This is a genomic window from Planococcus salinarum, assembly GCF_007004625.1.
GTDB lineage: Bacteria > Bacillota > Bacilli > Bacillales_A > Planococcaceae > Planococcus > Planococcus salinarum.
The window spans coordinates 32,649-57,544 of the sequence record NZ_VIFV01000020.1 but is presented as its reverse complement, the minus strand read 5'-3'; the positions used below and the strand labels follow the sequence as shown (position 1 = coordinate 57,544).

Here is a 24,896-nt window from a genome sequence, read left to right as displayed (position 1 = left end):
TCGCAGAGCCGGATCCGGAATTCATAGTAATTGGAGAGGTTAATCATGCCGTCCGTAATCTTCCGGTCCGTTCCGACAAACGATTTCACCACGGTTCGCATATTGTCGTAAGTGAATACAGATGGAACGAAACCTAAGTGGTCAATCAATTTGGTGTGCGCATCCTGTACACAGATCATCGTCTCGGATTCATAAAGCAGCGCAAATCGATAATTGCTGTAAGCCAAGGTGAAGACCGCCAGGGAATAAGATTTCTGTTTCCCGTCAATTACCAGTTTTACTTCTCCCCAATCAAATTCCACTTCCCAGGCAGCTGAATAGCGTTGGCGAATATAGACCTCTTTTGTCCGTCTCTCCTCGGTATTGATGAAATTCCGAACCGTCGTATAGCCGATGTCATATCCTCCCTCTATAAATATTGATGTATCAACGGTTTGCACCGTTTTCAGGGTGCCAAAAAATATTTTTTTGGCCCTGTTGAAACCATTTATTTTAAAACCTGTGAATCTCTGGTAATGAAAGAATACGCTCCGCTGGAACCAATTCCAGTTATTGGTTCTAATCCGCTATGTCATGCACATTGGATCTCTGCGTCGCTTATGATGACGCACCCTCCCATGTCTCTTGGCATCAAGTGCCTACATTCCTTCGTTCGGTCTATTCATAAGGCAGAGGCCAGCGAAGCTCCTTTAGGGACTCGGTGGTCGGATGGATAAAATGGTGCCGGCTTCTCCGTGTCATTCTCATGTCGTCGATCTCGCGTGAAATGCAGACTTCTTAAGCGGCCTCTTGGAGGCACAGGCTGTCGTTCATCATGCGCTTCGTGTCAAAATGGATCTCTTTCGTACAAAGCGTGTGGAGCACTTTCAGTAATTTTCCGCATAACACCACAATGGATTGTTTTTTCCGCAGGGGGTTGTGCGTGCGCGTTGTATAGTATTCATGTAATTTCTTAAACGCTTCGTTGTGGCGGATCATCGGCATCATCACCCGGAACAACAGGGCTCTGAGTTTCCGTCTGCCGCGTTTGGAGATGCGTTTCTGGCCTTTGTGCATGCCCGAGGAGTTCTCCCGCAAGGTGAGTCCCGCTAGCTTGATGAGTTGGCGTGGATCACTGTAATGGGAGAAGCTGCCGATTTCAGACAACAGGTCGATAATCGTCGGATCCCCAAGGGCAGGCACAGTCGAAAGGTATTCGTATTCAGGCGTCGTCTGGATCATGGCAGTGAGTTCCAGCGTCAGCTCATCCAGCTCTTTTTCCAGTTGGCGATACCGGCGGAGAAGCGTGGCGATTTCAAGTTGTGCCATCTTTTTCCCTTCCGTGATGCCAATGGACGAAGAAGCAAGTTCGATTAACTGCTTCGCTTTCGGTCGTTGCGGTGATTTCATTCCGTCTACCGTCCGGTAGAGGGCTAGCAGTTCTTCCACCTCTTTTCCGGTGATGTCACTGGGGAACGGCGTACGTTCAAGCGCTGCCAATGCCATCTTACCGAATGTGGGAAAGACCTGGACGAACTCCGGAAAATAGCGGTCCAGCCACCGGATCATCTTGTTTTTGATGGCGCCAAATTCTTCGGTCATCTGGGAACGAAGCGTGGCGCCGACGCGCAATTCCGCTTCCATGCCTTCCAGGGCGCGCGGATAGCTGAAGCGCCCGTCTTTTACCAGGCGTGCAATAACCAGCGCATCTTTCTGGTCGTTTTTCGTTTGTAAATTGTCGTCCAGCTCTTTCGAGCGTTTCACGTGCATCGGATTCGTCATGACGAGCGGAATCCCGTGATCGTTAAGGAAATGGAAGAGATTGAGCCAGTAATGTCCGGTCGGTTCGATGCCGACTAGCACATCGGTCTTCCCGAATTCCTTCATTGCGCTTACGAGGCGCTCGTAGAAGAAATCAAACCCTTCTTTCGATTGATGGACAGGGAAGGCTTTCACCAGCTGCCGTCCGCGATCATCGACGAATGTCGCATAATGCTTGCGCTTGGCGATGTCCATTCCTACAACAATTGTTGTATTCATGACTTGATTTATTTTTTCATTCAGTTTAGAATTCATTTTGGAGTCCTCCTTGGTATCAAATTAGGGGTCAATTCGTCTGTGTATTGACACCCCACATCATACCAAGAGGGCTCTTTCTGTTTCAATCCCCCGTAAATCCTTCTAACAGGAATGCTCCTTTACAACGTTAAATTGTTCTTTTATCGTATTAGATATAGTATAAATTAAAATAAAAAATCACAATCATGCTTCAATTGTGATTTCCTCGACTACTTACAAGTCTCTTACAATTTCCATATCCAAAATCTCCTTCCGCTTTTCCCAATCAGGCATTAGCGTCCAAAGTAAATTGTAAAATTTTTCACTATGATCATTGTAGATAAAGTGAATTAACTCGTGCAGAATTACATATTCAATACAGAATTTCGGAGCTTTGATCAATTCTGTATTAAGTGAAATTGTATTTGCCTCAATCCATGCGGAGCCCCACCGCGCTTTCATGGACCGCATTTCCACTGTCGGTTCTGCAAGTCCGTATTTTTTTACAAGAGGATAAAGTTTCTCTACTAATTCACCGAAAGTTTTTTTCGCTTTATCTAGATACCATAATTCCATTAGTTCGGATTTTCGATTGTGGTCGTCTTTGTTTTTGACAAACAGGTAAATAAATCCTCGGAAGTACTTTACTGATTCTTCTCCGCTTGTTACTTGCACTTTTAGACGATATTGCTTGCCGAGATATTTGAACGATTCACCGCTGACATATTCCCGCTCACTTTGCATATACGGCTGAACGGTTTCAAATTGACCGATCTGTCTTGTGATCCATGCGCCCTTTCCTTTAACAAAGTCGTAGATAAAAGAAAGCGGCACTTTTTCATTTGCCGAAACCATTATTCGCATATCAGGTTTGATATTGAGATTGACATTTTTAACGTTTTTTCTTTCCAGTTCAAACTCAATCCAATTAGAACCGTACGGGACTTGATGTTTCTCCATGTTGTTCACGTCCTTAGTAACGTCTAAGAGCTACCGTTTTAATTTGCTCGATTAAATGATCAATGACTTCTAACGGAATATCAGATTCCAGTTCTTTCGAAAAATCAAAGAACATATCATCCAAATCCTGCGCAATTCGGTTGTGGACATCAATATTGCTGTGCCAATCACGTTTCTTGTAATCTTTAATAATATCGTCCGTTTTTAGCGCAAGTTCACCTAGCGCATTATAATCGACACTAAACTCGGCTGCTTGTAAAATATCTTTTGTTATACCATAAAGAGCTTGTGCATTACCATTTTTCTTAATCAATTCGGGATAGTCATCCACAGGCTCCCCACTCCGGTACTCTTCTACAATTTCTTTCATCTTGTTCAAGTACTCAGCTTCAGAAATCCGCTTGTCCTTATACGCTGCAATCGCTTCCTGGATACGCTCAGAAAACCGCTTATAGTAAGCCGGATTTTCATCCCATTTCGTATTGACGCTTTTTGTTAAGCGAGTCCGAATCGCATCCGCTTTTGCACGCTTTGAACCGAGCCGTTCAATTTCTTCTTCAAATGCCTGTTCATTAAGAATATCAACCGGATTGGTAATCCGAATAACATCCTCAGCCGAGATATAGTGATCCATTAGCTTCTGCATTTTTGCTTCATATTCTTTATGGTCAATCGCATCCGAGTAGCGGAGTTTCACATTTTTCCGGAGCTCCTGGTAAAATCTCAAGTCTTTTTTATACGTTTTCAATTCTTCCTCAGAAAGCGCATTATAAACTTTTTCTGATTCTAAAGCGATGCCCAGATTCCGGCCAAATTTGCTTAACACATCATAGAAAGCATTGCGGCGCTCCTCGTCTTCCAGTGATACTTCATACTCTTCCGTATCGATTTTATTGCGGATAGAGCCGAACATTTGCACTAAATCGGAATGGTGTTGGCGAAGTTGGCCAATGATGCTGATCACATCATACATTGTCCCTTCCAAATCAGTTGGGTCGAAATTTTCAAGCCCTGCACCGGAATACATTTCCAAAGCCGAATCCAGTTTCTCAAGCAATCCCCGATAATCGATAATCAAGCCATAATCCTTGCCTTCATATAATCGATTAACACGAGCAATGGCTTGCAGCAACGTATGCTCTTTCATCGGTTTATCGACATAGAGAACAGTTGCACGCGGCGCATCAAAGCCGGTCAGCAGTTTATCGACCACAATCAACACATCGATTTCATCACCATGGATGAATTCTTCTTTTATTGCGTCTTCATACACTTCCGGTGTACCGTACCGGGCCATCATCTTTTTCCAAAAGCCTTGTATCTTATCTTTCGATTCTTCATCTACAGAATCATGGCCTTCCCGCTGGTCCGGCGGCGAAATTACCACCGCGCAGTTCAAATCTTCCAGATCTTCAAATGCTTCTAGATAACGGATTGCTTCAATTTTGCTGTTAGTCGCGAGCATTCCTTTGAATTGGCTTCCTTGTGTTTTGTAATGATTTAGGAAATGTTCATTTATATCAAAGGCAATCATACTGATGCGCTGATTAGAAGAGGCAATGCGTTCAAAAAGACTCCACTTCTGCATGACCTCTTGCTTATGCTCATCTGTTAAATGACGAGTTATCATGTCAAGCCGGTTATCAATCGCTTTTCGATTGACTGTCTGGTCCACCATTTTTCCTTCGTAAAGAAGAGGAACAATCGCTTTGTCTTTTACACCGTCCGCAATGGTATAGGTGTGGATCAGCTTTCCGAATTTAATCATCGTACTTTTTTCTTTTTTCATCAGCGGAGTTCCTGTAAACCCAAGATAACACGCATTAGGAAACACTTTTTTCATTTTGATATGGAGTTCCCCGTACTGGCTCCGGTGCGACTCATCCACCAACACAAAAATGTCCTTTGACTCAATCGGCTCTTGAAGAATAGAGGCTGTATCGAATTTATGGACGAGTGTCGTCACGATATCCACATTGCCGTCATTGATCAATTCAACCAAATGGCTTCCTTTCGTCGCTCGCCTCGCTTTAAGGCGGGTATGGTTGAATGTGTTATGGATCTGTTTATCCAGGTCAACCCGGTCGGTTACGACGATTACTTTCGGGTTGAAATCATTCAATTTGGATAGTACGTATTTGGCGAACATAACCATCGTCAAACTTTTTCCCGATCCTTGTGTATGCCAAATGACACCGCTTGTCCGATTGCCTTTTTCATCTCTGATTTCAATCGTTTTCAGAATTTCTTTGATGGCAAAATATTGCTGGTAGCGCGTTACTTTTTTTAGATCTTTATCAAATAAAGTGAAGAACTGAGTCAATTCCAGCATTCGCTTCGGATGGAACAGCGAAACGATGTTTTTGTCTTGCATCGTTGGCAAGCGGCCCTGAACGGTTTTATTCAAACCCTCTTGAAGCCAATCTTCGTTTTCTTCTTTCCAGACCGACCAGAATTTTTTGGGTGTATTACAGGTGGCGTACATCGTCTCATTTTTATTGGTCGCCATGACGATTTGAACATATTTAAACAATTGCGGCGCATAATCTTTCCCTTGATTGCGTATCATCTGGCTGATTCCTTGCTGCATGGAAATCGACGCTTTCTTGCATTCAATAACTCCGAATGGGATACCGTTGACAAACAGCACTAAATCCGGTCGGACTGTCCCATTACCGTCTTGGCGTTCAACGGAAAATTCTTCCGTTACGTGAAAAATATTATTTTCAATGTCTTCCCAGTCAATAAACTGAATGGTAAATGATTTTTTCGAGCCATCTGGCAAAAACTCAGTATAGCTTCGCCCTAACAATAGTGTCTCAAATATCTTTTCATTTGTTTTCACCAATCCGTCTGTCAATGCTTCGTCCAAGTCACGCATTGCCTGCTGGATATTGGTTTCACTGAATTGATATGTATTCCCCTTGTATTCATAGCGATTCAACTCTTTTAACTTCCGCTCCAACACAGCTTTCAATAAAACCTCATATAAATTGCCCCGCATCGCTTCAGCTTCGTTCGAATTGAGCTTCTGGTAGCCTAAGCCCGCCAGCACTTCGATTGCGGGCCCTTGGCTGATATATTGTTCGTCAAAAACATTTTCTCCCGCCATTTTTCCACCTCCGGTTTGTTAGTATATGAAAAGAGCAAAGGGATTAGACCTTTACTCGAATCTTTCCTGTTAACAAGGTTTGCATGAGAGCTTTTCGTTGCTTTTGGTATTCTTTACTTTCTTTTTTTAGCAGGTTAATTTCTTTATCGAAGGTAGATAATAATCTCGATATCGCTTCTTGCTCCGCAAGAGAAGGCACTTTTATTGGTAACTTATAAAGATTTTTTGGTTGAATTCTTTTTGATCCAGTCCCTGTAGATATTTTCTCTAAATCTGTGTAGTAATTTTCTCTAGCAAAATAATAATAAAACCATAGAGGATTTACTTCATCTCTAAAATCAAAAGCTGGTATATCTGTGGATGTTTGAAAGCCATCTAACTCTTCAGGAATTAAACCTAAAGCACCTTTATGGAGATTTTGTTTTCCATAAATAAATTGCCCTGCTTTTCTCAAATACTGAGTTGTAGCTCCTTCTTTTTCTATTGCAGAGAAACTTCTTTTTTCAATACCTTTTAAATTTAGTTTTACTGTAATTTTCTTATTCAAATCAGCTTCATGTGCAACTTCTTTGCTCTCTATTATCAGATCACCGATTAGTTTATTATCCCATTCTTCGTAAAATCCAGGCATTCTAATTTCACCCACCAACAATTTCTGCATGAGTCCTTTTTTTTGGTCTTTTTTCTGCTCAATCAGGGTTTCTTTTAGATTTATTGCTTTGGCCCAAGTGGTGAGGATATCTATTATTTCTTTTTGTTCCTTAAGTGGTGGTAAAGGAATTTCTATTTCAGATAGCAATTTTTGATTTAAATTGCTTATACTTGAACCTCCACCCTTGGTCATAAATTGTTGCTTGACCAAGGAAGATGAACAGAAAATTGCACAATACTCACTTAAAACTTCGTTGCTTTGATTTCTTGCTCTTATAGTAAAACCAGAATGGGTAACTTTTCCATGAATTTTTTTTGCATATAGAACTCTTCCAATAAGTTCTTTATTCCCGTTAGATCTAACAAACACGAAATCTCCATTTTGCATTAAGTAGTCTGCTGGTAGAGATTCAACAGCGACTGTCGATAGCTCTTCTTTATCAATTGTATTTCGCAACTGAAAATTGAGCCACAACGCACTTTAATTTTGAGCCACTTCTGAATGGCTACTTTCGAGCCATTTTTGCGTTTCTCTCATCCGGTAAGAGGGGCCGATCATGTTTACCACATGCGATTTATGCGTTAGTCGATCCGTCAATGCTGCGGTCAAAATGGGATCATGGAACACTTCTTCCCATTTCGCAAAGGACAGGTTGCTCGTGATAATGGTCGAGGATCGACCAGCACGCAGCGACAAATGCGTAAACAATAATTCGGCGCCTTCTTTATCGAAGGAGATGTAGCCTAATTCATCAATGATGACGAGGTCGTACTTCTCAAATCGCAATTCGAAAGAGCGTAAGGTCCTTTCGGACCGGCTTTCCTTCAATTGGTTGATCAAGGAAGAAACACTCGCGAAATAGACCTTGTAACCGGCTAAACAGGCTTCTACCCCTAAGCCAATCGCCAGATGGCTCTTGCCAGTTCCAGGGGAACCGGTCAGAATCACATTCTGTCCAGCTTTGATGAAATCTAGCGTCTGTAAGTTGGGCAGCTTTTGCTGCGCATCTGCGGGCAACGCTCTTATGTCAATTTCCTCGAGCAGCTTCTTCTCTGGAAAGTTCGCACGGCGGATTCGTGTGGATTTTGACCGGATCCACCGGTCATTCTTTTCCTTCGTTAATACGCTGTGTAACAGGTCAATTGCAGCTGTCGCTTCTTCGAACGCTTCGTCTTCTTCGACTAACTCACGGATACCAGGGAGACGCAATTCTTTGCACATATCGATGACGCGTTGCTTTTTATCCATGTTCAAGCACTCCTTCGTCGACTTGATTGAACATCACTGAAAAGGCCTTAATGTTTTGATGCGCCTGTGCAACCGTCTCATCTGGATTCATAGGTACCGCAGGTACCAGATCCGTTTGTTCGCTTAGAAAAATTAACTTTTCTGTGGTGATTTCGCCAAGACCTTTTGTCTCAATTTGTCGGACGGCTGCCATCACTTTACCCAACTGATTTTTCTCTCGCACATAAAAGAGTAGCTCTAGAAAATCTTTCTCTTTTCCGATATAATGGTTATTGAAGAGTTTTTTAATTTGAATTGGTGCTTGGCTCAAACATTCACTTTGAGCTAAAGCGCCTTTTTTCTTTGTAAAGGTTTTTATGTAGTGATAGAGATCCATTTCCCATTGGTGAACGCCCCAATTCCTCCGGTGTTCTGCGACAAATTCCCCTTCAATAAAGAGACGGACTGAATCTGCACTTACCTTTGCACGAATCCATGCGCCTACATGGCCTTCAGGTACGGAGTATCGGTTTTGCTTGATCATGACGGTGCTGTATTTATCCACCCGACATTCCAAGACTTCCGAAACATCGAAGGGCAGAGGAAGCGCCTCTTGAGCAGCGACTGCTTTTTCCTGATCTTTCAATTCTATATGAGCGATTTTCTTTTCATGGTGAATCCGTTTATTGAGCGATAGAACCGTTTGGGTTAGGCGTTTCCGAGCTTCTTCAAGAGAAGGGAACGCAATGTCATGCGAAAATGCTTTTCTGCGAATAACCTCCACACTCCGTTCAACATGCCCCTTCTGATTTCCTTTTCTTGGCTCGCAGAGCCGGATCCGGAATTCATAGTAATTGGAAAGGTTGATCATGCCATCTGTGATCTTCCGGTCCGTTCCGACAAACGATTTCACCACGGTTCGCATATTGTCGTAGGTGAAAACAGATGGAACGAAACCTAAGTGATCAATCAATTTGGTGTGCGCATCCTGTACACAGATCATCGTTTCGGATTCATAAAGCAGCGCAAATCGGTAATTGCTGTAAGCCAAGGTGAAGACCGCCAGCGAATAGGATTTCTGTTTCCCATCAATCACTAGTTTCACTTCTCCCCAATCAAATTCCACTTCCCAAGCCGCTGAATAGCGTTGGCGAATATAGACCTCTTTTGCCCGTCTCTCCTCGGTATTGACGAAATTCCGAACCGTCGTATAGCCGATGTCATATCCTTCTTCTTGCAGTTTTTCATACATATCAATCTTTTTCATTTGTTGCTTGCTCATGTTATTTTTGCGTTTCCATTCGTTGTCCTGAATGAATCCCCTGATCCGTTCCATGATCTCTTCCGTCATTTTGCGTTTTACCCCAGCCCTTTTCTTGTAGGAGGGAGGCGATAAGATATCCTCTGTAACCGCCAGGTTACGGACATCGGTCGCCTTACTCTTCTCGAAGGCTTCGATGTATTTGGAAACGGTGTTTCTGGAGACCTTCACTGCTGTGGAAATTTGTCTTTGGCTGACATCTTGAAGATGCAGCTGAATCACCTGTTGCTTCTTGTTCAATGTAATCACTCCTGTTTTCCCCCTAACGATTGTGCTAGGGTTATTTTCCTACAGAAGTGGCTCAGTTTTCAATTGCGTTGGTGGCTCAGTTTTAAGTTACCATATACATCAATAAGGAAAGTATTTTTAAAGTCTGAAACTCCTACAATAGATATTTCTTCACCTTGATCGCCTGTTCGGTAATTAAGCCCATTCTTAAATTCCAGTAATTCGCCCAATGTCTTGGTTCTCCAAGTATGGGTTTCCTTAGAATCTTCTACTTGTTTCATTTCCATTTTCTTCACCACTTTCAGTTAAGCTTTCTCTTAAATTTATAATATAAGAATTTTGCAATTGCGCCTCCGTATCAGCCACAATTTGAGGAACTATTGAGTCTGACACAAAGGGGCGAATCGAATCATTTTGTTATCGCCATCAAAATAATTCGAAGCCTTATATTTTCTAGCTTTCTCTACTGTTACTTCAGCCTTTTCTCCTTAATAAATACATCAAAATCATCTTTTGTATTTTTTGTTAATCTTTGTTGATGATATTTTCCATATTCTTCTTGAGCTAATCGATCGGCAACTTCTTTCTTCACTTTCCCAGCGTTTTCAAGGATTTCTTGTTCATTGAACTGTAAAAAAGCATTCAGTCTTTCAATCCAATTTTTCATGTACATAGGCTTCTGTTGCTCGGCCTGCAATTCGGCATAGTCCAAATACATTGTGACGATTCGATTGAGTGACTTTACCTCATGCTCATTCAAGTAGTTTTTGGCAATAGTTACATCGGATTTTCGGACTTTTGATTCTTTCCAAGTAGTTAATCCCATATTTTCCTTTGTGGCGTCAGCACGAGACGCGATTAGTTCCGCTGCCGTTTGACCATGGATTGCAAAATGAAGTTTGTTCTGAACGGTCGCAAAAAACTCTCTGGACATTGCTGCATCTTTATTATAATCAATTGAAGTGGCATAAATATCCGTAATTTTATTGTAAAAGCGTTTCTCAGAAGCACGAATGTCTCGAATACGCTCAAGCAATTCATCAAAATAATCCTGTCCTAAATTACGAATTTCTTTTAACCGTTCGTCATCCATCGTAAATCCTTTTACAAGATATTCGTTTAGCCGCTCCGTCGCCCATTTGCGAAACTGCGTGCCTCGATGCGAACGGACACGGTATCCAATAGCGAGAATCATTTCGAGGTTGTAAAAAGAAACTTCTCGTTCTACTTCTCTCTCTCCCTCGATTTGAACTATCCGGTTTCTCCGGATAGTTGCAAATTCGCCAAGTTCGCCATCTTCATAAATATTCTTAATGTGTTCATTAATTGTCTTCAGGCTTTTTTGAAACAACTCCGCAATCGCTTTCTGCGTCATCCAAACGGTTTCATCTTCCAAGCGGACATTAATCTTTGTTTCGCCATCTTCCGTTTGATACATCAGTAAATCTGTTTGGTTATCCATCAACTCACCTCCACTTTCACAATCCCAGTTCCTGCAAATACTTATCCATTTGCGCCTCTACTTCTTCGAGTTCCTGCTTGATTTTTTTAATATTTTCTTTCACTTGGACCATATCAATCGTTTCTTCTTCTTCAAACGTATCGACGTAACGAGGGATGTTCAAGTTGAAATCATTTTCTTTTATTTCTTCGAACGCCGCAATGTAGGAATATTTCTCTTCCGCCGCGTAGTTCTCATATGTTTCTACTATTTTCGCGATATCGCTTTCGCGGAGCTTGTTCTGGTTTTTGCCTTTCTCGTATCGGCCTTCGCCAGATGCATCGATAAAGAGAACGTCTTTCCGCTTGCGGTCTTTTTTCAATACAAGCACACAAGCGGGAATACCAGTTCCAAAGAAAAGCCCCTCTGGCAAACCAATAACCGCATCCAATAAATTCATCTCCACGATTTGTTGGCGGATTTTTCCTTCGCTCGATCCTCGGAACAATACGCCATGAGGAAGAATGGTGGCCATACGACCATTTTCAGCCAATGAATACAGCATATGCTGAACGAACGCAAAATCTCCTTTAGAAGTCGGCGGCACACCCCATTCAAAACGGCGATGCTGATCTAAGCTTGCTTCCATTTTAAATTTATTGTCGTTTGCTCCTTCTCCCGCAAAGCCCATTGCCCATTTATCGAGCGAAAATGGCGGATTGGCTACAATGGCCTGGAACTTCATCAATTTGCCGTCTTCCAAATGAAGCGGATTGGCTAACGTATCGCCCCATTCGATTTTTGCATCGTCAATGCCGTGCAGATACATGTTCATCAATGCCAAAGAATGCGTTGCACCGTTTCTTTCTTGTCCGTAAATTGCGACTTTGTTACTTGGTACCTGGTTGGCTACACGGATCAGTAACGATCCAGAACCACAAGTAGGATCGTAAATCCTGTCGTTTTCCTGTGGTTTTACGAGGCGAGCCAATAATTCAGATGCCATCGTCGGCGTGTAAAATTCTCCACCTTTTTTTCCGGCATCTGATGCAAAACGTTCGATCATAAATTGATACGCGTCACCAATTACATCTTCGTTTCCGACTACAGATGGTTTTAATGTCAGTTTATTAAAATCTTCTAATAGTGAACGCAGCATAGCGTTTCGTTCTTTCGCTTTTCCAAGAGTTGATTCGCTATTAAAATCAATATTGCGGAATACGCCTCGCAGTTTAGCGGTGTTTTCATTTTCCAAGCGTTCCAACGCCTTGTTGATGATTTCCCCTATTTCAACATCATTCCGTTTGCTGTATAGGTAATCGAAGGTCGACAATTGATCCAACACAAATCGCTCTCTCGACAAAGCACGTTGAATGCGCTGCTCATCGCCTTCATATTTTTTTGCGTATTCTTCCGTCTGTTCCTTATATGCATCACTTAAATACTTGATGAACAACATTGTCAAAATATAATCTTTGTAGGTACTGGAATCGATTTTCCCTCTGAATGTATCGGCTGCTTGCCATAATACCGTGTTAATTTGCTGTTTTGTCACTTGTTCTCTCATTTTGCTTCCTCCTTTAATGTCCCAAAAAGTATGTGGTCTGAAACGCCTTTAAACCATTTTTCTTTTTCTTTCAATAATTGCTTAAACAAATTTTTTTCCTGTAGATGGAGTTTCCATATTTCAATGAGTATCTGCTGTTTTGATAAGGGGATTCTAGCAATTGGTAAGTTCCTTAAAACATTTTGATTGGTACTTGGAATGCGGCTCCCTGCATGGGATCGTTCCAATTCGTTTTTCACTTCCTCGGAATTTAAATACCAAGCAAGATATTCAGGCAAGAAATCATCTTGATTAATTTTAATCACTGCAAAGTAAGATGGAATAAGTAGCCCGCTTTGTTCTTCGTCTATATAGACAGCCGTATTTGGATGGCTTAGACGCATCAGTACATCGCCTTTTTCGGTAAAATAATGATTGTCTAAAATATCGCTGCTCGCGAACTGATCAAAAGAGAGATCTTGTATTACGCCTTCTTCTGTTATATTTTTCAAGGTTAGCAATTTATAAGACACTTTTTCCTCGTCTTCCATTTCTGCTTTTTTTCTGCTTAAAACAAGTCCCATTTTAACGTTTGCAATATCTTCAAGCTTCATTTTGCACCTCCGTTTCAAAGTAAAATAAATCATTTTACATTTGTTAAATACAGTATATAACTAGTAAATTCATTTGTCAACATTATGTAAATTGTTCATTTATATAAATCATTTTATACAAAGAGCCTCTTTTTCTGAAAAGGGGGTCTTATTGAAACTTAAATCAAAAGAATCTGCTTGAGGGGAAAAAAAAAGACTGCCAAATCTTTTTCGACAGTCTAGAAAACCTCATTTACTTATGGTACGGTTCACCCTTCATAATCCGAAACGCCCGATAAACCTGCTCCACCAATATCAACCTCATCAACTGATGCGGAAAAGTCATCTTGGAAAACGACAATTTCTCATCCGCCCGCTTCAACACCTCATCATGCAAGCCGAGCGATCCGCCGATAACAAAGACGATTTTGCTGCGTCCGTAAGTCATCAGGGATTCCAGGTCTTTCGCCAACCCTTCCGACGTTTTCATCTTGCCATCGATTGCCAATGCGATGACGTAAGCATCGGCTGGAATTTTTGCGAGGATCCGGTCGCCTTCCTTCTTTTTGACGATTTCCATGTCGGCCTCGCTCAATTGCTCCGGCGCTTTTTCGTCCGCCACTTCGATTTCGTTAATCTTCGAGTAACTTCCAAGCCGTTTCGTGTATTCTTCTATTCCCGATTTCAGGTATTTCTCTTTCAGTTTTCCTACAGTGACAATTGAGATATTCACAAGATATCCCCCTTTACAGTAAATTTACAAACAAGTTATCCACCATTGTTATACACATATCCACAGGCACTTCTACATATTGTGGCATTTTAAGAACTCGCCACTAGATACAAAGCGGGCTCTTCGCAGTAATCACACTTTGTGGATAACTTTTCTTGTTCAGATAATTCTGTAAGGATAGGATAGCTTTCGGTCTCTGCGATGAATACATCCAAGCCATGTTCTATATGGGTTTTGCAGCATTTAATCTTCATTTTATCAATTCCTTTCGATTTCCGAATATTCTACACAGTTATGCACATTTCATTCATATTTATCCACAAGTCATTGTAACAGAAGAAACTCAATTCGTATAATCATCATTTATTCCACCTGTGGATAGTTGTGCCATCTCACTTCCCCAAAAAGTTATCCACATGTCATTTTTCTGCTTTTCCGAACGATACAAGTGTACTCTACTGTTTTTGTTAACAAATTTTACAATAATATTATAATGTAAAAAAGGAAGTAGAAAATTTTACGTAAAGAAACCGCAGAGCTGGTCGGCTCTGCGGCAGATTTTAAACAGTTGGCGGCTTGGCACCCATCGCAGCCCATTCTTCTTTTGCGGGTCCGTACAGCCCGGGGACCTGTAATCCAGCCTGGCGCATCAATACCGTCATTTGTGCGCGGTGATGCACCTGATGCAGCAGCAACACTTTCAAAATGGTGGCTACGGTCCATTTCTCCCCATACATATCGTATTCTTCCTGCAGCGTTTCATCAGTCCAATTATCTCTCATGGCCCTGATCATCGACTGGTTGGTGAAACGGTAGGCTTCCGCAATTTCCTCGGCTGTATCCGGTACGGGTTTGCTGAAATCCGCTCCCGAAAACTGCAGGCCAGTATGTGAAACCATTTCTTCCAATGTCGTCGCGAGATGCCAGCCAAGACGCCCAAGATTCCGGTGTCCTTCCGTGAAATTTTTCTGAAGGGATTCATCTGTCAAAGAATCCAGCATCTGCTGCGTTCCTTTTGCTTCCTCTTTCCAGGTTGTATAAAAGTCATTCATCGTTCTGAACATGTCCATCCTCCGTTCATCAATTCTTGTCTATATTAATTTCGCCTAAAACGGTCTTTTTCCTGCAATAAAAAAAGACCGGAGATTTCTCTCCGGCTCATTTTTTAAGAGGTAAACGGGCGGTGTCGCTTTTCGATTTCCAGACTCCGGCGACCCAGCTCCTCGGGTCATAAGCCCGCCCAGCTGCCGTGGTAAAAAACGCCACTCTGCTGGTCTGTCTTATGCCTTTCGGAGCTTAACGGGTGCCGTCGCTTTTCGATGTCCAGACTCCGGCGACCCAGCTCCTCGGGTCATAAGCCAGCCCAGCTGCCGTGGCAAAAAGCGCCACTCTGCTGGTCTGTCTTATGCCTTTCTGAGCTTAACGGGTGCCGTCGCTTTTCTTTTTTTATTGCAATGAAGAATTGTCCACAAGCTCGAATTCGAACTCCAAAAGTTCCCCATCGCGGTAAGCTTTCACCTGCAGGCTTTCCCCGATTTCTTTTTCTTCGTACAGATGCTTGCGGAGCGCTATGCTGCCGTCAATCGGTTCACCGTCCATCTCGACGATGACGTCGTATTCCTGCAGACCGGATTCAGCGGCGCCGGAATCCGGCAGCACCGAGTTGACCACTACGCCGGAAGTGACATCTTCCGGCAGATTCAATGTATCCTCGCGATACATCTGTGGCACCTGGTTCAAATCCATCAGAGTAATGCCCATAGCCGGGCGCACCACCTGGCCATCCGACTCCAGCTCTTCAATAATCGGGATGGCTGTATTGATTGGAATTGCAAAACCAATGCCTTCCGCAGTTGTCGGATTGATCTTCATCGAATTGATGCCGATCAGCTGGCCGCTGATATTGATCAGCGCACCCCCGCTGTTGCCGGGATTGATAGCCGCGTCTGTCTGCAATACTTCAACTTCCCAGTCGACCACATTATCTCCATCGATATCGACCGGTACTGCCCGGTCCGTGCCGGAGACCACGCCGGTCGTTACCGAACCATAAAAATCAAGTCCGAGCGGATTCCCGATCGCAATGACCGTTTCACCTTGCTTCAATACATCCGAATCACCGAACTCAGCGGTATCCTCTATTCCTTCATCGTCCATACTGAGGACTGCCAAATCTGTCCAGACATCGCTGCCGACCAGTGTCGCCTGTTTTTTCGCACCATCCGGCATCGTCACCTCAATGTCAGTGGCTCCAATAACAACATGGTGGTTCGTCACCACAAAAGCGGTGCCGTTTTCATTTTTATAGATGACCCCGGAGCCGGTTCCGACTGCCTGGTTCGGAGATTCGGAAAAGAAATCCGAGCCCGCCTGCAGATTGGTGACGCCAACGACCGTATCATCGGCTATCTCCACCGCGTCCGTCACATCATTCGTTACTTCCACTGAACGCTGCTCTGTCTGCTGCTCCTGATTTCCCTGCTGGTTTTGCGCTGATTCCGTTCCATTGCCGGGCAACAGTTCCGGCCGCAGGAACAACAGCAGCGCTATCAATAAAGCGCCCACCAGGACGCCCCCAAGCCCCGCCATAAATACGCGGCCCCGTTTCGGCCGCTGTCTTCCATTCGGTGTCTGATCGTAATACCCCATCTTCCCCATCCTCTCAGAAAACTATCTTTCCCTAATTTTATGAATAGAATTCTGACAATGCAAGCTTGAGCACTCTGTTAGAGTTTCTATATATAAAGCACGAGTAAGAAGATTGAAACCGATATTACGCAAAACAGCTTCGCTTTCCTGGGGGCTCGCGCTGAGCTAACTCGGACTCAGTCCCCTTCGTCCGAGTGGATCTCAGCACTTCGCTCGAAACGGAGTTGGAAAGCCAACTCCGTTTCTGTTCCCCTGGGAGTCTTCGCTGTTTTGCTCCATATCTCAGCTCGCTTGCTAGAAGGGATGTCCTTTTAAGGTTGTTCTAAGTATGGAATTAGGCACCGTAGTTCTAAACATACTTAGAATGGAGCATTAGGCGGTGAAGGGCAAAGATATGCTCCTGCATCGCTGCGCTGCTTCGTCGCAAAGACTTGTCCTCGCATGCTTCGGCCAATGTCTTTCCTGCGGGAACCAGAGTGAGTCTGAGACCCCGCAAGGAGCAATGCGACTGAGGAGGCTCAGGCCCGCTCCCCGCGGAAAGCGTCCGGCTAAAGCGAAATGATTCAAGAATTTATTATTTTTTCAACAACTAAAAAAGGCTCCGCAACTGCGAAGCCCTTTTCCTTATTGTCCAGACTCCAGCGGCCCAGCTCTTCGGGTCATAAGCCGGCCCAGCTGCCGTGGCAAAAAGCGCCACTCTGCTGGTTTGTTTTATAACCAATGCTCCTGCATCGCTCCGCTGCTTCGTCGCAAGAGATAGGCCCAAACGAGTTTGGGCTATCTCTCGCTTTCGCTTTTCCTTATACCAATACCAACTTGGTCGCCACATTCGCATCCGTATCCAGCAGGTCCACATACTCGCCAACGATGATGCCTTTGGTTTGCAGGGTCTGCTCCACGCTCATGCGTGCCAAATCCTTCATGTTGTTGTCTTTGCTCAAATGCGACAAGTAGATTTTGGTCGGCTTTTCGGCCATCACTTCGCTCATCGCCACTGCCGCGTCTTCATTGGACACATGGCCGACATCGCTCAGGATCCGGCGCTTGACCGACCAGGGATACCGGCTCATCTGCAGCATGCCGACGTCGTGATTGCTTTCGAACACGTATGCGTCGGACGCCTGGATGATGCCTTTCATCTTGTCGCTGACATAGCCCGTATCCGTGATTAACGCCAGTTTGCGGCCGTTTTCATGGAACACATAAAACATTGGGTCAGCGGCATCGTGCGATACGGCAAACGACTGGATATCCAGCCCGCCGAACGTTTTCACCGAATCCATATCGAAATGGAAACGCTGCTCCACCGCTATGTTCCCGACCAGGTTGTCCATCGCCAGCCAGGTTTTGGCGTTCGCGTAGATCGGCACTTTGTGTTTGCGTGCCACAATGCCGAGCCCTTTGATGTGATCGCTGTGCTCATGGGTGACCAGGATGCCGTCCAGGTCACTCATCTTTTTGCCGATGGAAGCGAAAAGCTCTTCCATCTTCCGTCCGCTCAGCCCGGCATCCACCAGAAACGAATGCTGGTCATTTTCTATATAGATGGCATTGCCGCTTGAGCCGCTTGCCAACACACTAAAACGCATAATTAAAACTCCTTACTCCGAACCTTCTTCTTCCGGCTTCTTGAATTCGATGACTCCATCTTTGATTGCATTTACAAAATAATCCGCCGTCGAACCATCTTCCAGTTCCACGATGATCCTCCAGGTCGGCAGGAACATCCGTGTATCATCCGATACTGCCACATACACCGAATACCCCAGGTTTACAGATGTGACTTTGCTGTTTTGCTGGAGCACCCGTTTTGAATAAAGCGTTTCGATCGCCCTTTTAGGAGAAATCAGATCTTTGCTTTGCGCATTTTCCACGAGGTCGGTAAAGAGGGTCTGTTCATAGCGGACAGCCTCGCCTTCATCGTTCCAAAGCAGTGTCACTCTGCCACTATCACTATGATACAACGTTTTGTCATTGATTTCCTGAAAAAAGATTGCCTTGTTTTCTTCTTCGACAATATCCCACAGGACATATTCATCGCCTTCATGGATGTTCGATGCCAGAAAAGCTTCCAGGCTTTCTTTGTTTGTCTCGTCTCCCAAACGGATCGGTTCGTTGAACGCCACATTCAGTAAATACTTGTCCTCTACCGCCACCCGGGTGTCTTCGACCGGAACATCTTCGGTCGTCAACATTTTCCGGGTGCCGCTGATGTATGGTTCGTCTTCAAGTTCTGATGGTAAATCAGCCGGGTAGGTTATATTATCGCCTTCCAGCCGTTCATCCACTGCCGGTTCAGCCAGGATCGAGAAGTTTTCGGCTTCTGTGTAACGTTCCAGGTACAGGGAATATAAAAAGATATTTAAAATGGAAAAGACGATGATAAATATCGACTTTGTTCTACTCCAATCCAAATGGTCCTCCCCCTAACACTTCATTCGATAATTCCAGCCACGTTCCGTTCATTTTAAAATACCAGGTCGGTTCGACAATCATCAGCCGGTCCGCATCGTTCGAGCTCCGCACCAATTCATAGCCCGGCATAACTTCAGTCACAGCGTCTCTTTCTTCTTCTTCCAGGCGCAATAATGCCGCAAGCACCGCTGTTCCGGAAGCCTGCTGTTTTTCGACCGTTCTGCCGGTCGATTCCAGCACATAGATTGGCCGGTCGTAACGGAATACCTGTTCTTCACCGTCAGCCATTCCCCATTGCACATCTATCGCAGTCGATACTGCCGATCCGAAAACGGGAAGATTATTGATGAACAATCGGTACTCGATTTCCTGGTTGAGCGGTTCCATTCCAAAATAATGGTACTCATTTGTCCATCCGCCGTGATCATTGATGAAACCGATCGTATTGAAAACCAGTTCCGAGGGAATTGCCGGGTCAGCAGTTTCCGCTTTGGACTGTACATAATTCAAGCCTTTAATCGCGGAATCCTTTTCGAGGAAGGCACCGGTGTTATCGGTATAGCCGCCATCGATCAAATTGGTGGCAGGTTCCGCAGAGCCGTCAAACAGCCCATCCGCATATTCCTCAAGCGGAGTTTCTTCATACAAATAGATATAACTTGTCGAATCCACCGGCTCGGCCGGCACGTAAATCGGCATGATTCCGAGAGATGGATCTGTTATATAAGGAGCATATTGTTCTGCAGGTTCGAGTATGTCCTCTTCAAACTCTGCAAAGTCGTTCATCTGGACAATGCCTTCGTATATTCGTCCGGATTCTGAATTGATGAAATAAATGACAAGTTCCCCATTTGCAGCGCTCTCCCAGTTAACGACCATTCTATTGAACGTTGCTTCCGGTACATTTGTTTCGGAAATATCCATCATGGTATCAAAAACCGGAAACGGAACTGCGCCCGGATAATACAGCACTGCCCGCGAAGGATCGTGCATGATATCCGCCATTTCAGCAGGTGTTGCTTCATCCGTCTGCAAATTCAACTCGCTCATTGGCCATTGCCGCATCGAATTCATGAATAAATCAATTTCATCTTCATTGACCGTGCCTTTTGCACTTTCTTCGCTATGGTAAAGGAGCTTCACCGGCTGAACAACCTGCTCTATTTTCTTGGTTTCGCCAACAGCGATATCAATAGCAGGCGGCTGGTCGATGGGATCCAGTTGCGTTGGGGTAAAATTCCAGATGGTAAACGTCAATCCCAGGCTGAGAAACACAAGTAAAAATAAGACCACCGACTTTATTTGCTCGATGTATTTCATTCCCACTCACCTCCGTCATCAGTTTCGAATGGGAGCGTGAAGAAAATCGTTGTCCCTTTTCCATAATCGCTTTCCGCCCAGATGGTTCCGCCATGGATATTGATGACTTCTTTGGAAATGGCCAGACCCAGTCCGGTGCCGCCCATCTCCCTTGAACGCGCCCGGTCGACACGGTAGAACCGATCGAAGATCTTATCGAGATTCTCTTTCGGAATTCCCATGCCCTGGTCGCTGATCTTCGTCTGCAGCAGTCCGTCTTCTTCACTGAGTTTGAAGGAAACTTTGCCGCCTTCCGGTGAATATTTCAATGCATTGGAAATGATATTATCGAAGACCTGTGTCATCTTATCAGGATCGATTTCAACGAAATAAGGTGTTTTGGGCATATCTCGCTCAAATGTGACATTCTGCGATTTCGACATCTCGAAGCGGTCGATGATGCGATTGAAAAATACTTTAAAATCGACCATTTCTCTACTCAATTCGCTGTCTCCGGCATCCATCTTGGACAGCTTCAGCAAGTCATTGACAAGGCGGATCATCCGCTCGGTCTCCGTCTGTGTAACATTGAGGAAACGCGGCGCCAAGTCTTCATCCTGCCAGGCGCCTTCGGCCAGCGCTTCGAGATAGCTGCGCATTGTCGTCAGCGGTGTACGCAGTTCATGCGATACATTGGCCACGAATTCGCGGCGTTCCATGTCGATTTTTTCCTGCTCCGTATTATCATGGAGCACGGCAATCAAACCGTTGACGAATCCGGTTTCCTTCTGGATAACCGAGAAATTCGTTCTCAATAATGCGCTTTTTTCATACGTGCCGAAATCGAGTGTGATGGCATCTTTCATGTGAATGAGATCTTCAAACGTATATTCACTTTCCAGCCCCAAAACTGTCGTAATCGGACGGTTCATCACCGTTTCACGTGAAACATTCAATAAGCGGAGCGCCGGATCGTTGATCAGGATGATTCTCCCTCTCCGGTCCGTGGACAATACCCCATCTGTCATATTCGCCAGGATGGAAGCCAGTTTCCGGCGTTCGCTTTCTGTCGATTGCTGGGATTCCTGCAGCCGGTTCGTCAAATGGTTGAACGCTTTTGCCAATTGGCCGATTTCATCATCGCCATAGACCCGCACTTTGCGGGAGAAATTCCCTTTCGCCATGGCCTGGGCATGCTTCCGCATATCTGAAATCGGCTTGGAAATGGTTTGTGCCACCAGAATCCCAAGAATCGCTGTAATCAGAAGCGACAGAGCGGTTCCGCCTGCGAGAATCGAGTTGATTTCGTCCATTTGATCATAGACGTTCTCCACTTTCGACTCCAAATAGAGGATACCGAGCAATTCGCCTCCTACGGTGATGATCGGTTGAGTCGTTACCCACACGCGCCGGTCGGTTTCTTCATTTATCTTGATCTGTTCCCGTGGTAAGACATTAACGATCGACTCCCGGACCAATTCATCCGCCGATCGCTGTCCTATCAGCGGCTGTTTCTCAATCGCTGATGAACCCAATATCCGGTACCGTGAATCCACCACCCGGATTTCCGAGATGTCTGAGGAAGATGAGCTAAAGCCGTTTAAGACCGAACGGAGGCTCTGTTCCACTGTCAGATCATCGTCAGTCCGGGTCTTGATGATTTCTTCCCGGACGCTGAACTCGATAATTTCCATGCGGTCCATAATCGACTCTTCAAAGTTATCAATCAGTTTTTCTTCCAATTGCTGTGCAAAGTAAAGGCCGATTATCTGCATCGCCAAAAGGATCAGCAAGATATAAATCAGCACAATCTTCACATGGATTGATTTGAAAAAAGTTACTTTCTGCATTCAGTCTACTCCTGTTCAGGATTTCGCAAATAATAGCCCACACCGCGGCGTGTTACAATCCACGCCGGATGGCTCGGGTTATCTTCAATTTTTTCACGCAGGCGGCGAATCGTAACATCCACTGTGCGGACGTCTCCGAAATAATCGTAGCCCCATACTGTCTGAAGCAAATGTTCACGTGTCATGACCTGGCCGATGTGCTTGCCGAGATAATGAAGCAATTCAAACTCACGGTGAGTCAGTTCAATTGTTTCCTCGCGCTTGAGCACCAGATACGCATCCGGCTGGATTGTCAAAACACCCACCTGGATATCGTTCGAATTCGGTCCGGCTTCTTCGGAAGGGACAATGTTCTGGCGGCGCAGGTTCGCCTTGACGCGCGCCACCAATTCCCGTGTTGAGAACGGTTTCGTCACATAATCATCGGCACCCAGCTCCAAGCCGAGCACTTTATCAATTTCCGAATCTTTCGCTGTCAGCATGATGATCGGAAAATCATATTTTTTACGCACTTCCCGGCACACTTCCATGCCGTCGCGATTCGGAAGCATGATATCCAGCAGCATCAGATCCGGCTTTACTTCTTCCGCCAATTTGATGGCTTCATCACCGTCATATGCGCACACAACGTTGAATCCTTCTTTTTTCAAGTTAAATTGCAGAATATCTGCAATCGGCTTTTCATCGTCCACTACCAAAATCGTCTTATTCATCAATGATCTCCCCTTTTTTGAATAGAAATTCCCACCCTGATCTTAAACTTTTCTAACTTTACTTTATCACTGTTCAGGCTGTTTAGCATCTCTCATTCATTGCGTGTTATTTCCCGGGAAATAATCACTCGCTTTTCAAGGGAGCATTGTTTTGTTGCGACCAACTATCTCCAGCTCCGTTTTTTGCGTTGCAGAAAATGCCGCTGCCGGTGTCCCTGTATATGAATGCCAGCGGCGAAAAGGATCACTTTTCGCCGCTGGCATTCAAGTTTTCTATCGAAAAAGAGTCGGCTGAATAACGGCCGTCCCCCTTCATGCTTTACTCGCTTACATAATTCAGCGGATCTTTTGTAACCCCGTTCTCGGAAATTTCAAAATGCAGGTGGATCCCCGTAGAGCGTCCGGTCATTCCCATGATGCCGAGTTTTGTTCCCTGCGGCACTTTGTCGCCGACTTTCACATCGATCGAGTCAAGGTGTGCATAAATCGTTTCAAAGCCATTATTGTGGTCAATGATGACGCGTTTGCCGAAGCTGCCGTCTGTACCTGCAGCTTTTACGACCCCGTGGTCAGACGCCAGGATATCAAAGCCATCCGGGCGGGCGATATCGATGCCATTATGCTGTCCGCCCCAGCGCGGTCCTTTCTTGCTGGAAATGTACCCGCCCTGTGCCGGCCAGACAAATTTCCCGGTCCCGATTGAAGGCAATTCTTTCACACCGTTCAAAACCACTTTTTCAACCGGTTCTGCCGTCATTTTTTCGTCTATTGCTTCGCGCTTCAACTGTTCGCCGTCTTTTTCGATGATTGTATACGTTACTTGTTTTTCGCCGTCTTTTCCTTTTTGTTCAACTTCCGTGTTGCCGACAAACAAATCGGTGTCTTCTTTCCCGACAGTTTCAAATTTGACGCCTTCTTCCACTCTCTGCTGCTTTTCAACAGTGACAGTGATATCTTCCACTGCCAGCAGGAGCGCAGCCGCTTCTTCGGGACTGCTTATCGATTCCGGGTCCGCCTGATCGCTTGTGCCGGAAATGCTTTCTTCAATATCAATTGAAGTGATTTGGGTTTGACCCGCTTTTAAGTCGGGTAAACCATTTCGTGTACGCTTGTTTTCTTCCCATTGATCCAACTCTTCAGGGCTTGCATATGCCAGAAGCAGCTGACGGATTGTTTCATCATAGGCTGAATGGTCTTTCAGCTGGGCAATGACTTTTCCATCAAGCGTCAAAGCAAATGTGGACGCTTTTACAGCCAATTCCTGCTCAAGCTTTTCAATGATTTCCTGTTCATTTTTCACTGATGGTTCGAAAACCTGTTCGGCGATCACGCTGAAGCTCTCATCGGCTTCCAAGTTCAATCCATTGAACTCTTCGCCTGCTTCTGTAACTTTCGCTTCAACAAGTTCTTCGATTCTTTCGCTGTCACTGACGGCACCTACATAATCGCCATTGTTATATATATGATAAACCGTTTCAAGGTCTTTGTTTCCAAGTTTTGCTGCGGATGTCGGATTGGTATTCAGGCCTAACACCAGAAACACCGAGGCCGCTATTTTTATCAGGTTTGAGCCGCTAATGCTGAAGCTCTTGTCATTAAAGTTCCCCATATGGCAGTCATAATCCCCTCTCAACTTACAAATTCTTCTTAATTTTTTCTAAATTATTTTAAGCCTCCATCACCATATCATAAACTTATGCCGAAATAGTATAAAACTGCCCACTGTAAATAAAACGATATATTTATTCCATTTTATTCTATATTATGTATCTTATTAGGATATTTATTTGTCTTTATTGGATTTTTTCTTATTATGAGTAATTAAAAAGGGTTTTAAAGGTAAAAATCCGTAATTTTTGTCATGTTACTGTAGCATTCTGAATATTTAATCACTCCTATTTTAGTAACATAACAAAAAAAGTCGTCCAAATTGTGTACGACTAAAATAACTGAAGCGCCCTCTGGAGCGAACGGATCCTCAACTTGATAAGCTTTCAGACGTAAAAAAGCCGGACACAAGTGTGTCCGGTTTTGTGTTATTTATTTTCTTTGTCTAGACTCCAGCGACCCAGCTCCTCGGAAAAAAGGCTGCTCCTGTCTCTGCATCGCTACGCTAGCTT

At 44.5% G+C, this 24,896-nt stretch carries 20 protein-coding genes and 1 pseudogene; all 21 read right to left on the bottom strand.

Features of this window, described 5'->3' with window-relative positions:
* Positions 1-410, bottom strand: a pseudogene (locus DIJ65_RS11570) (IS21 family transposase); the annotation flags it as partial.
* 367 nt (positions 411-777) lie between these two features.
* Positions 778-2,055 carry an IS110 family RNA-guided transposase gene (locus tag DIJ65_RS11565; protein ID WP_117302398.1) on the bottom strand — a complete coding sequence of 426 codons (1,278 nt, stop codon included), beginning with the start codon at positions 2,053-2,055 and terminating at the stop codon, positions 778-780.
* A gap of 216 nt (positions 2,056-2,271) precedes the next feature.
* Positions 2,272-2,997, bottom strand: a complete 726-nt coding sequence (locus tag DIJ65_RS11560; RefSeq protein WP_117302396.1) for a M48 family metallopeptidase — start codon at positions 2,995-2,997, stop codon at positions 2,272-2,274.
* Positions 2,998-3,010: 13 nt separating this feature from the next.
* Positions 3,011-6,109 (bottom strand): type I restriction endonuclease subunit R, encoded by a 3,099-nt coding sequence (locus DIJ65_RS11555; RefSeq protein ID WP_117302394.1) that lies wholly within the window; start codon positions 6,107-6,109, stop codon positions 3,011-3,013.
* A gap of 43 nt (positions 6,110-6,152) precedes the next feature.
* Entirely contained in the window at positions 6,153-7,148 is a 996-nt protein-coding gene (locus tag DIJ65_RS11550) for a restriction endonuclease subunit S (protein WP_117302392.1), read from the bottom strand.
* 93 nt (positions 7,149-7,241) lie between these two features.
* A complete protein-coding gene (gene istB / locus DIJ65_RS11545; RefSeq protein ID WP_117302390.1) occupies positions 7,242-8,009 on the bottom strand; it encodes an IS21-like element ISSau9 family helper ATPase IstB in 768 nt (255 codons plus the stop codon).
* Entirely contained in the window at positions 8,002-9,549 is a 1,548-nt protein-coding gene (gene istA / locus DIJ65_RS11540) for an IS21 family transposase (RefSeq protein WP_142836497.1), read from the bottom strand. Before istA ends, istB begins: the two co-directional genes overlap by 8 nt.
* A gap of 68 nt (positions 9,550-9,617) precedes the next feature.
* Positions 9,618-9,824, bottom strand: coding sequence for a restriction endonuclease subunit S domain-containing protein (locus tag DIJ65_RS11535; protein ID WP_071151813.1), 207 nt, complete (start codon positions 9,822-9,824; stop codon positions 9,618-9,620).
* Positions 9,825-10,006: 182 nt separating this feature from the next.
* Entirely contained in the window at positions 10,007-10,999 is a 993-nt protein-coding gene (locus tag DIJ65_RS11530; RefSeq protein ID WP_071151814.1) for a virulence RhuM family protein, read from the bottom strand.
* Between the two features lie 16 nt (positions 11,000-11,015).
* Positions 11,016-12,545 carry a type I restriction-modification system subunit M gene (locus tag DIJ65_RS11525; RefSeq protein WP_117302386.1) on the bottom strand — a complete coding sequence of 510 codons (1,530 nt, stop codon included), beginning with the start codon at positions 12,543-12,545 and terminating at the stop codon, positions 11,016-11,018.
* Positions 12,542-13,138 (bottom strand): restriction endonuclease subunit S, encoded by a 597-nt coding sequence (locus DIJ65_RS11520; protein WP_117302385.1) that lies wholly within the window; start codon positions 13,136-13,138, stop codon positions 12,542-12,544. The genes DIJ65_RS11525 and DIJ65_RS11520 overlap by 4 nt, the downstream gene beginning before the upstream one ends.
* 232 nt (positions 13,139-13,370) lie before the next feature.
* Positions 13,371-13,850 carry a 23S rRNA (pseudouridine(1915)-N(3))-methyltransferase RlmH gene (gene rlmH / locus DIJ65_RS11515; RefSeq protein WP_117302383.1) on the bottom strand — a complete coding sequence of 160 codons (480 nt, stop codon included), beginning with the start codon at positions 13,848-13,850 and terminating at the stop codon, positions 13,371-13,373.
* Between the two features lie 89 nt (positions 13,851-13,939).
* Positions 13,940-14,104: a CxxH/CxxC protein gene (locus tag DIJ65_RS11510; RefSeq protein ID WP_117302381.1), complete on the bottom strand. Its 165-nt coding sequence runs from the start codon at positions 14,102-14,104 to the stop codon at positions 13,940-13,942.
* Positions 14,105-14,410: 306 nt separating this feature from the next.
* Positions 14,411-14,914: a DinB family protein gene (locus DIJ65_RS11505; protein ID WP_117302379.1), complete on the bottom strand. Its 504-nt coding sequence runs from the start codon at positions 14,912-14,914 to the stop codon at positions 14,411-14,413.
* A 382-nt stretch (positions 14,915-15,296) separates the two neighbouring features.
* Complete coding sequence (locus tag DIJ65_RS11500; RefSeq protein ID WP_117302377.1) at positions 15,297-16,499, bottom strand: S1C family serine protease; 1,203 nt, start codon at positions 16,497-16,499, stop codon at positions 15,297-15,299.
* A gap of 800 nt (positions 16,500-17,299) precedes the next feature.
* On the bottom strand, positions 17,300-18,088 hold the full coding sequence (locus tag DIJ65_RS11495) for an MBL fold metallo-hydrolase (RefSeq protein ID WP_117302375.1): 789 nt from the start codon (positions 18,086-18,088) through the stop codon (positions 17,300-17,302).
* 12 nt (positions 18,089-18,100) lie between these two features.
* Positions 18,101-18,913: a two-component system regulatory protein YycI gene (locus DIJ65_RS11490; RefSeq protein ID WP_142836496.1), complete on the bottom strand. Its 813-nt coding sequence runs from the start codon at positions 18,911-18,913 to the stop codon at positions 18,101-18,103.
* On the bottom strand, positions 18,900-20,234 hold the full coding sequence (locus DIJ65_RS11485) for a YycH family regulatory protein (RefSeq protein WP_117302371.1): 1,335 nt from the start codon (positions 20,232-20,234) through the stop codon (positions 18,900-18,902). Before DIJ65_RS11485 ends, DIJ65_RS11490 begins: the two co-directional genes overlap by 14 nt.
* Positions 20,231-22,063: a cell wall metabolism sensor histidine kinase WalK gene (walK, locus tag DIJ65_RS11480; protein WP_117302369.1), complete on the bottom strand. Its 1,833-nt coding sequence runs from the start codon at positions 22,061-22,063 to the stop codon at positions 20,231-20,233. The genes DIJ65_RS11485 and walK overlap by 4 nt, the downstream gene beginning before the upstream one ends.
* A 5-nt stretch (positions 22,064-22,068) precedes the next feature.
* A complete protein-coding gene (gene yycF / locus DIJ65_RS11475; protein WP_117302368.1) occupies positions 22,069-22,776 on the bottom strand; it encodes a response regulator YycF in 708 nt (235 codons plus the stop codon).
* Positions 22,777-23,095: 319 nt separating this feature from the next.
* Positions 23,096-24,385, bottom strand: coding sequence for a M23 family metallopeptidase (locus DIJ65_RS11470; RefSeq protein WP_117302366.1), 1,290 nt, complete (start codon positions 24,383-24,385; stop codon positions 23,096-23,098).
* Positions 24,386-24,896 lie beyond the last annotated feature (511 nt).

Bases quoted from the DNA above. Each gene is read 5' to 3' on its own strand.
- DIJ65_RS11565 (WP_117302398.1), bottom strand. From the start codon at position 2,055: ATGAATTCTAAACTGAATGAAAAAATAAATCAAGTCATGAATACAACA.
- DIJ65_RS11560 (WP_117302396.1), bottom strand. From the start codon at position 2,997: ATGGAGAAACATCAAGTCCCGTACGGTTCTAATTGGATTGAGTTTGAA.
- DIJ65_RS11555 (WP_117302394.1), bottom strand. From the start codon at position 6,109: ATGGCGGGAGAAAATGTTTTTGACGAACAATATATCAGCCAAGGGCCC.
- DIJ65_RS11550 (WP_117302392.1), bottom strand. From the start codon at position 7,148: ATGCAAAATGGAGATTTCGTGTTTGTTAGATCTAACGGGAATAAAGAA.
- istB (WP_117302390.1), bottom strand. From the start codon at position 8,009: ATGGATAAAAAGCAACGCGTCATCGATATGTGCAAAGAATTGCGTCTC.
- DIJ65_RS11535 (WP_071151813.1), bottom strand. From the start codon at position 9,824: ATGGAAATGAAACAAGTAGAAGATTCTAAGGAAACCCATACTTGGAGA.
- DIJ65_RS11530 (WP_071151814.1), bottom strand. From the start codon at position 10,999: ATGGATAACCAAACAGATTTACTGATGTATCAAACGGAAGATGGCGAA.
- DIJ65_RS11525 (WP_117302386.1), bottom strand. From the start codon at position 12,545: ATGAGAGAACAAGTGACAAAACAGCAAATTAACACGGTATTATGGCAA.
- DIJ65_RS11520 (WP_117302385.1), bottom strand. From the start codon at position 13,138: ATGAAGCTTGAAGATATTGCAAACGTTAAAATGGGACTTGTTTTAAGC.
- DIJ65_RS11510 (WP_117302381.1), bottom strand. From the start codon at position 14,104: ATGAAGATTAAATGCTGCAAAACCCATATAGAACATGGCTTGGATGTA.
- DIJ65_RS11505 (WP_117302379.1), bottom strand. From the start codon at position 14,914: ATGTTCAGAACGATGAATGACTTTTATACAACCTGGAAAGAGGAAGCA.
- DIJ65_RS11500 (WP_117302377.1), bottom strand. From the start codon at position 16,499: ATGGGGTATTACGATCAGACACCGAATGGAAGACAGCGGCCGAAACGG.
- DIJ65_RS11495 (WP_117302375.1), bottom strand. From the start codon at position 18,088: ATGCGTTTTAGTGTGTTGGCAAGCGGCTCAAGCGGCAATGCCATCTAT.
- DIJ65_RS11485 (WP_117302371.1), bottom strand. From the start codon at position 20,234: ATGAAATACATCGAGCAAATAAAGTCGGTGGTCTTATTTTTACTTGTG.
- walK (WP_117302369.1), bottom strand. From the start codon at position 22,063: ATGCAGAAAGTAACTTTTTTCAAATCAATCCATGTGAAGATTGTGCTG.
- yycF (WP_117302368.1), bottom strand. From the start codon at position 22,776: ATGAATAAGACGATTTTGGTAGTGGACGATGAAAAGCCGATTGCAGAT.
- DIJ65_RS11470 (WP_117302366.1), bottom strand. From the start codon at position 24,385: ATGGGGAACTTTAATGACAAGAGCTTCAGCATTAGCGGCTCAAACCTG.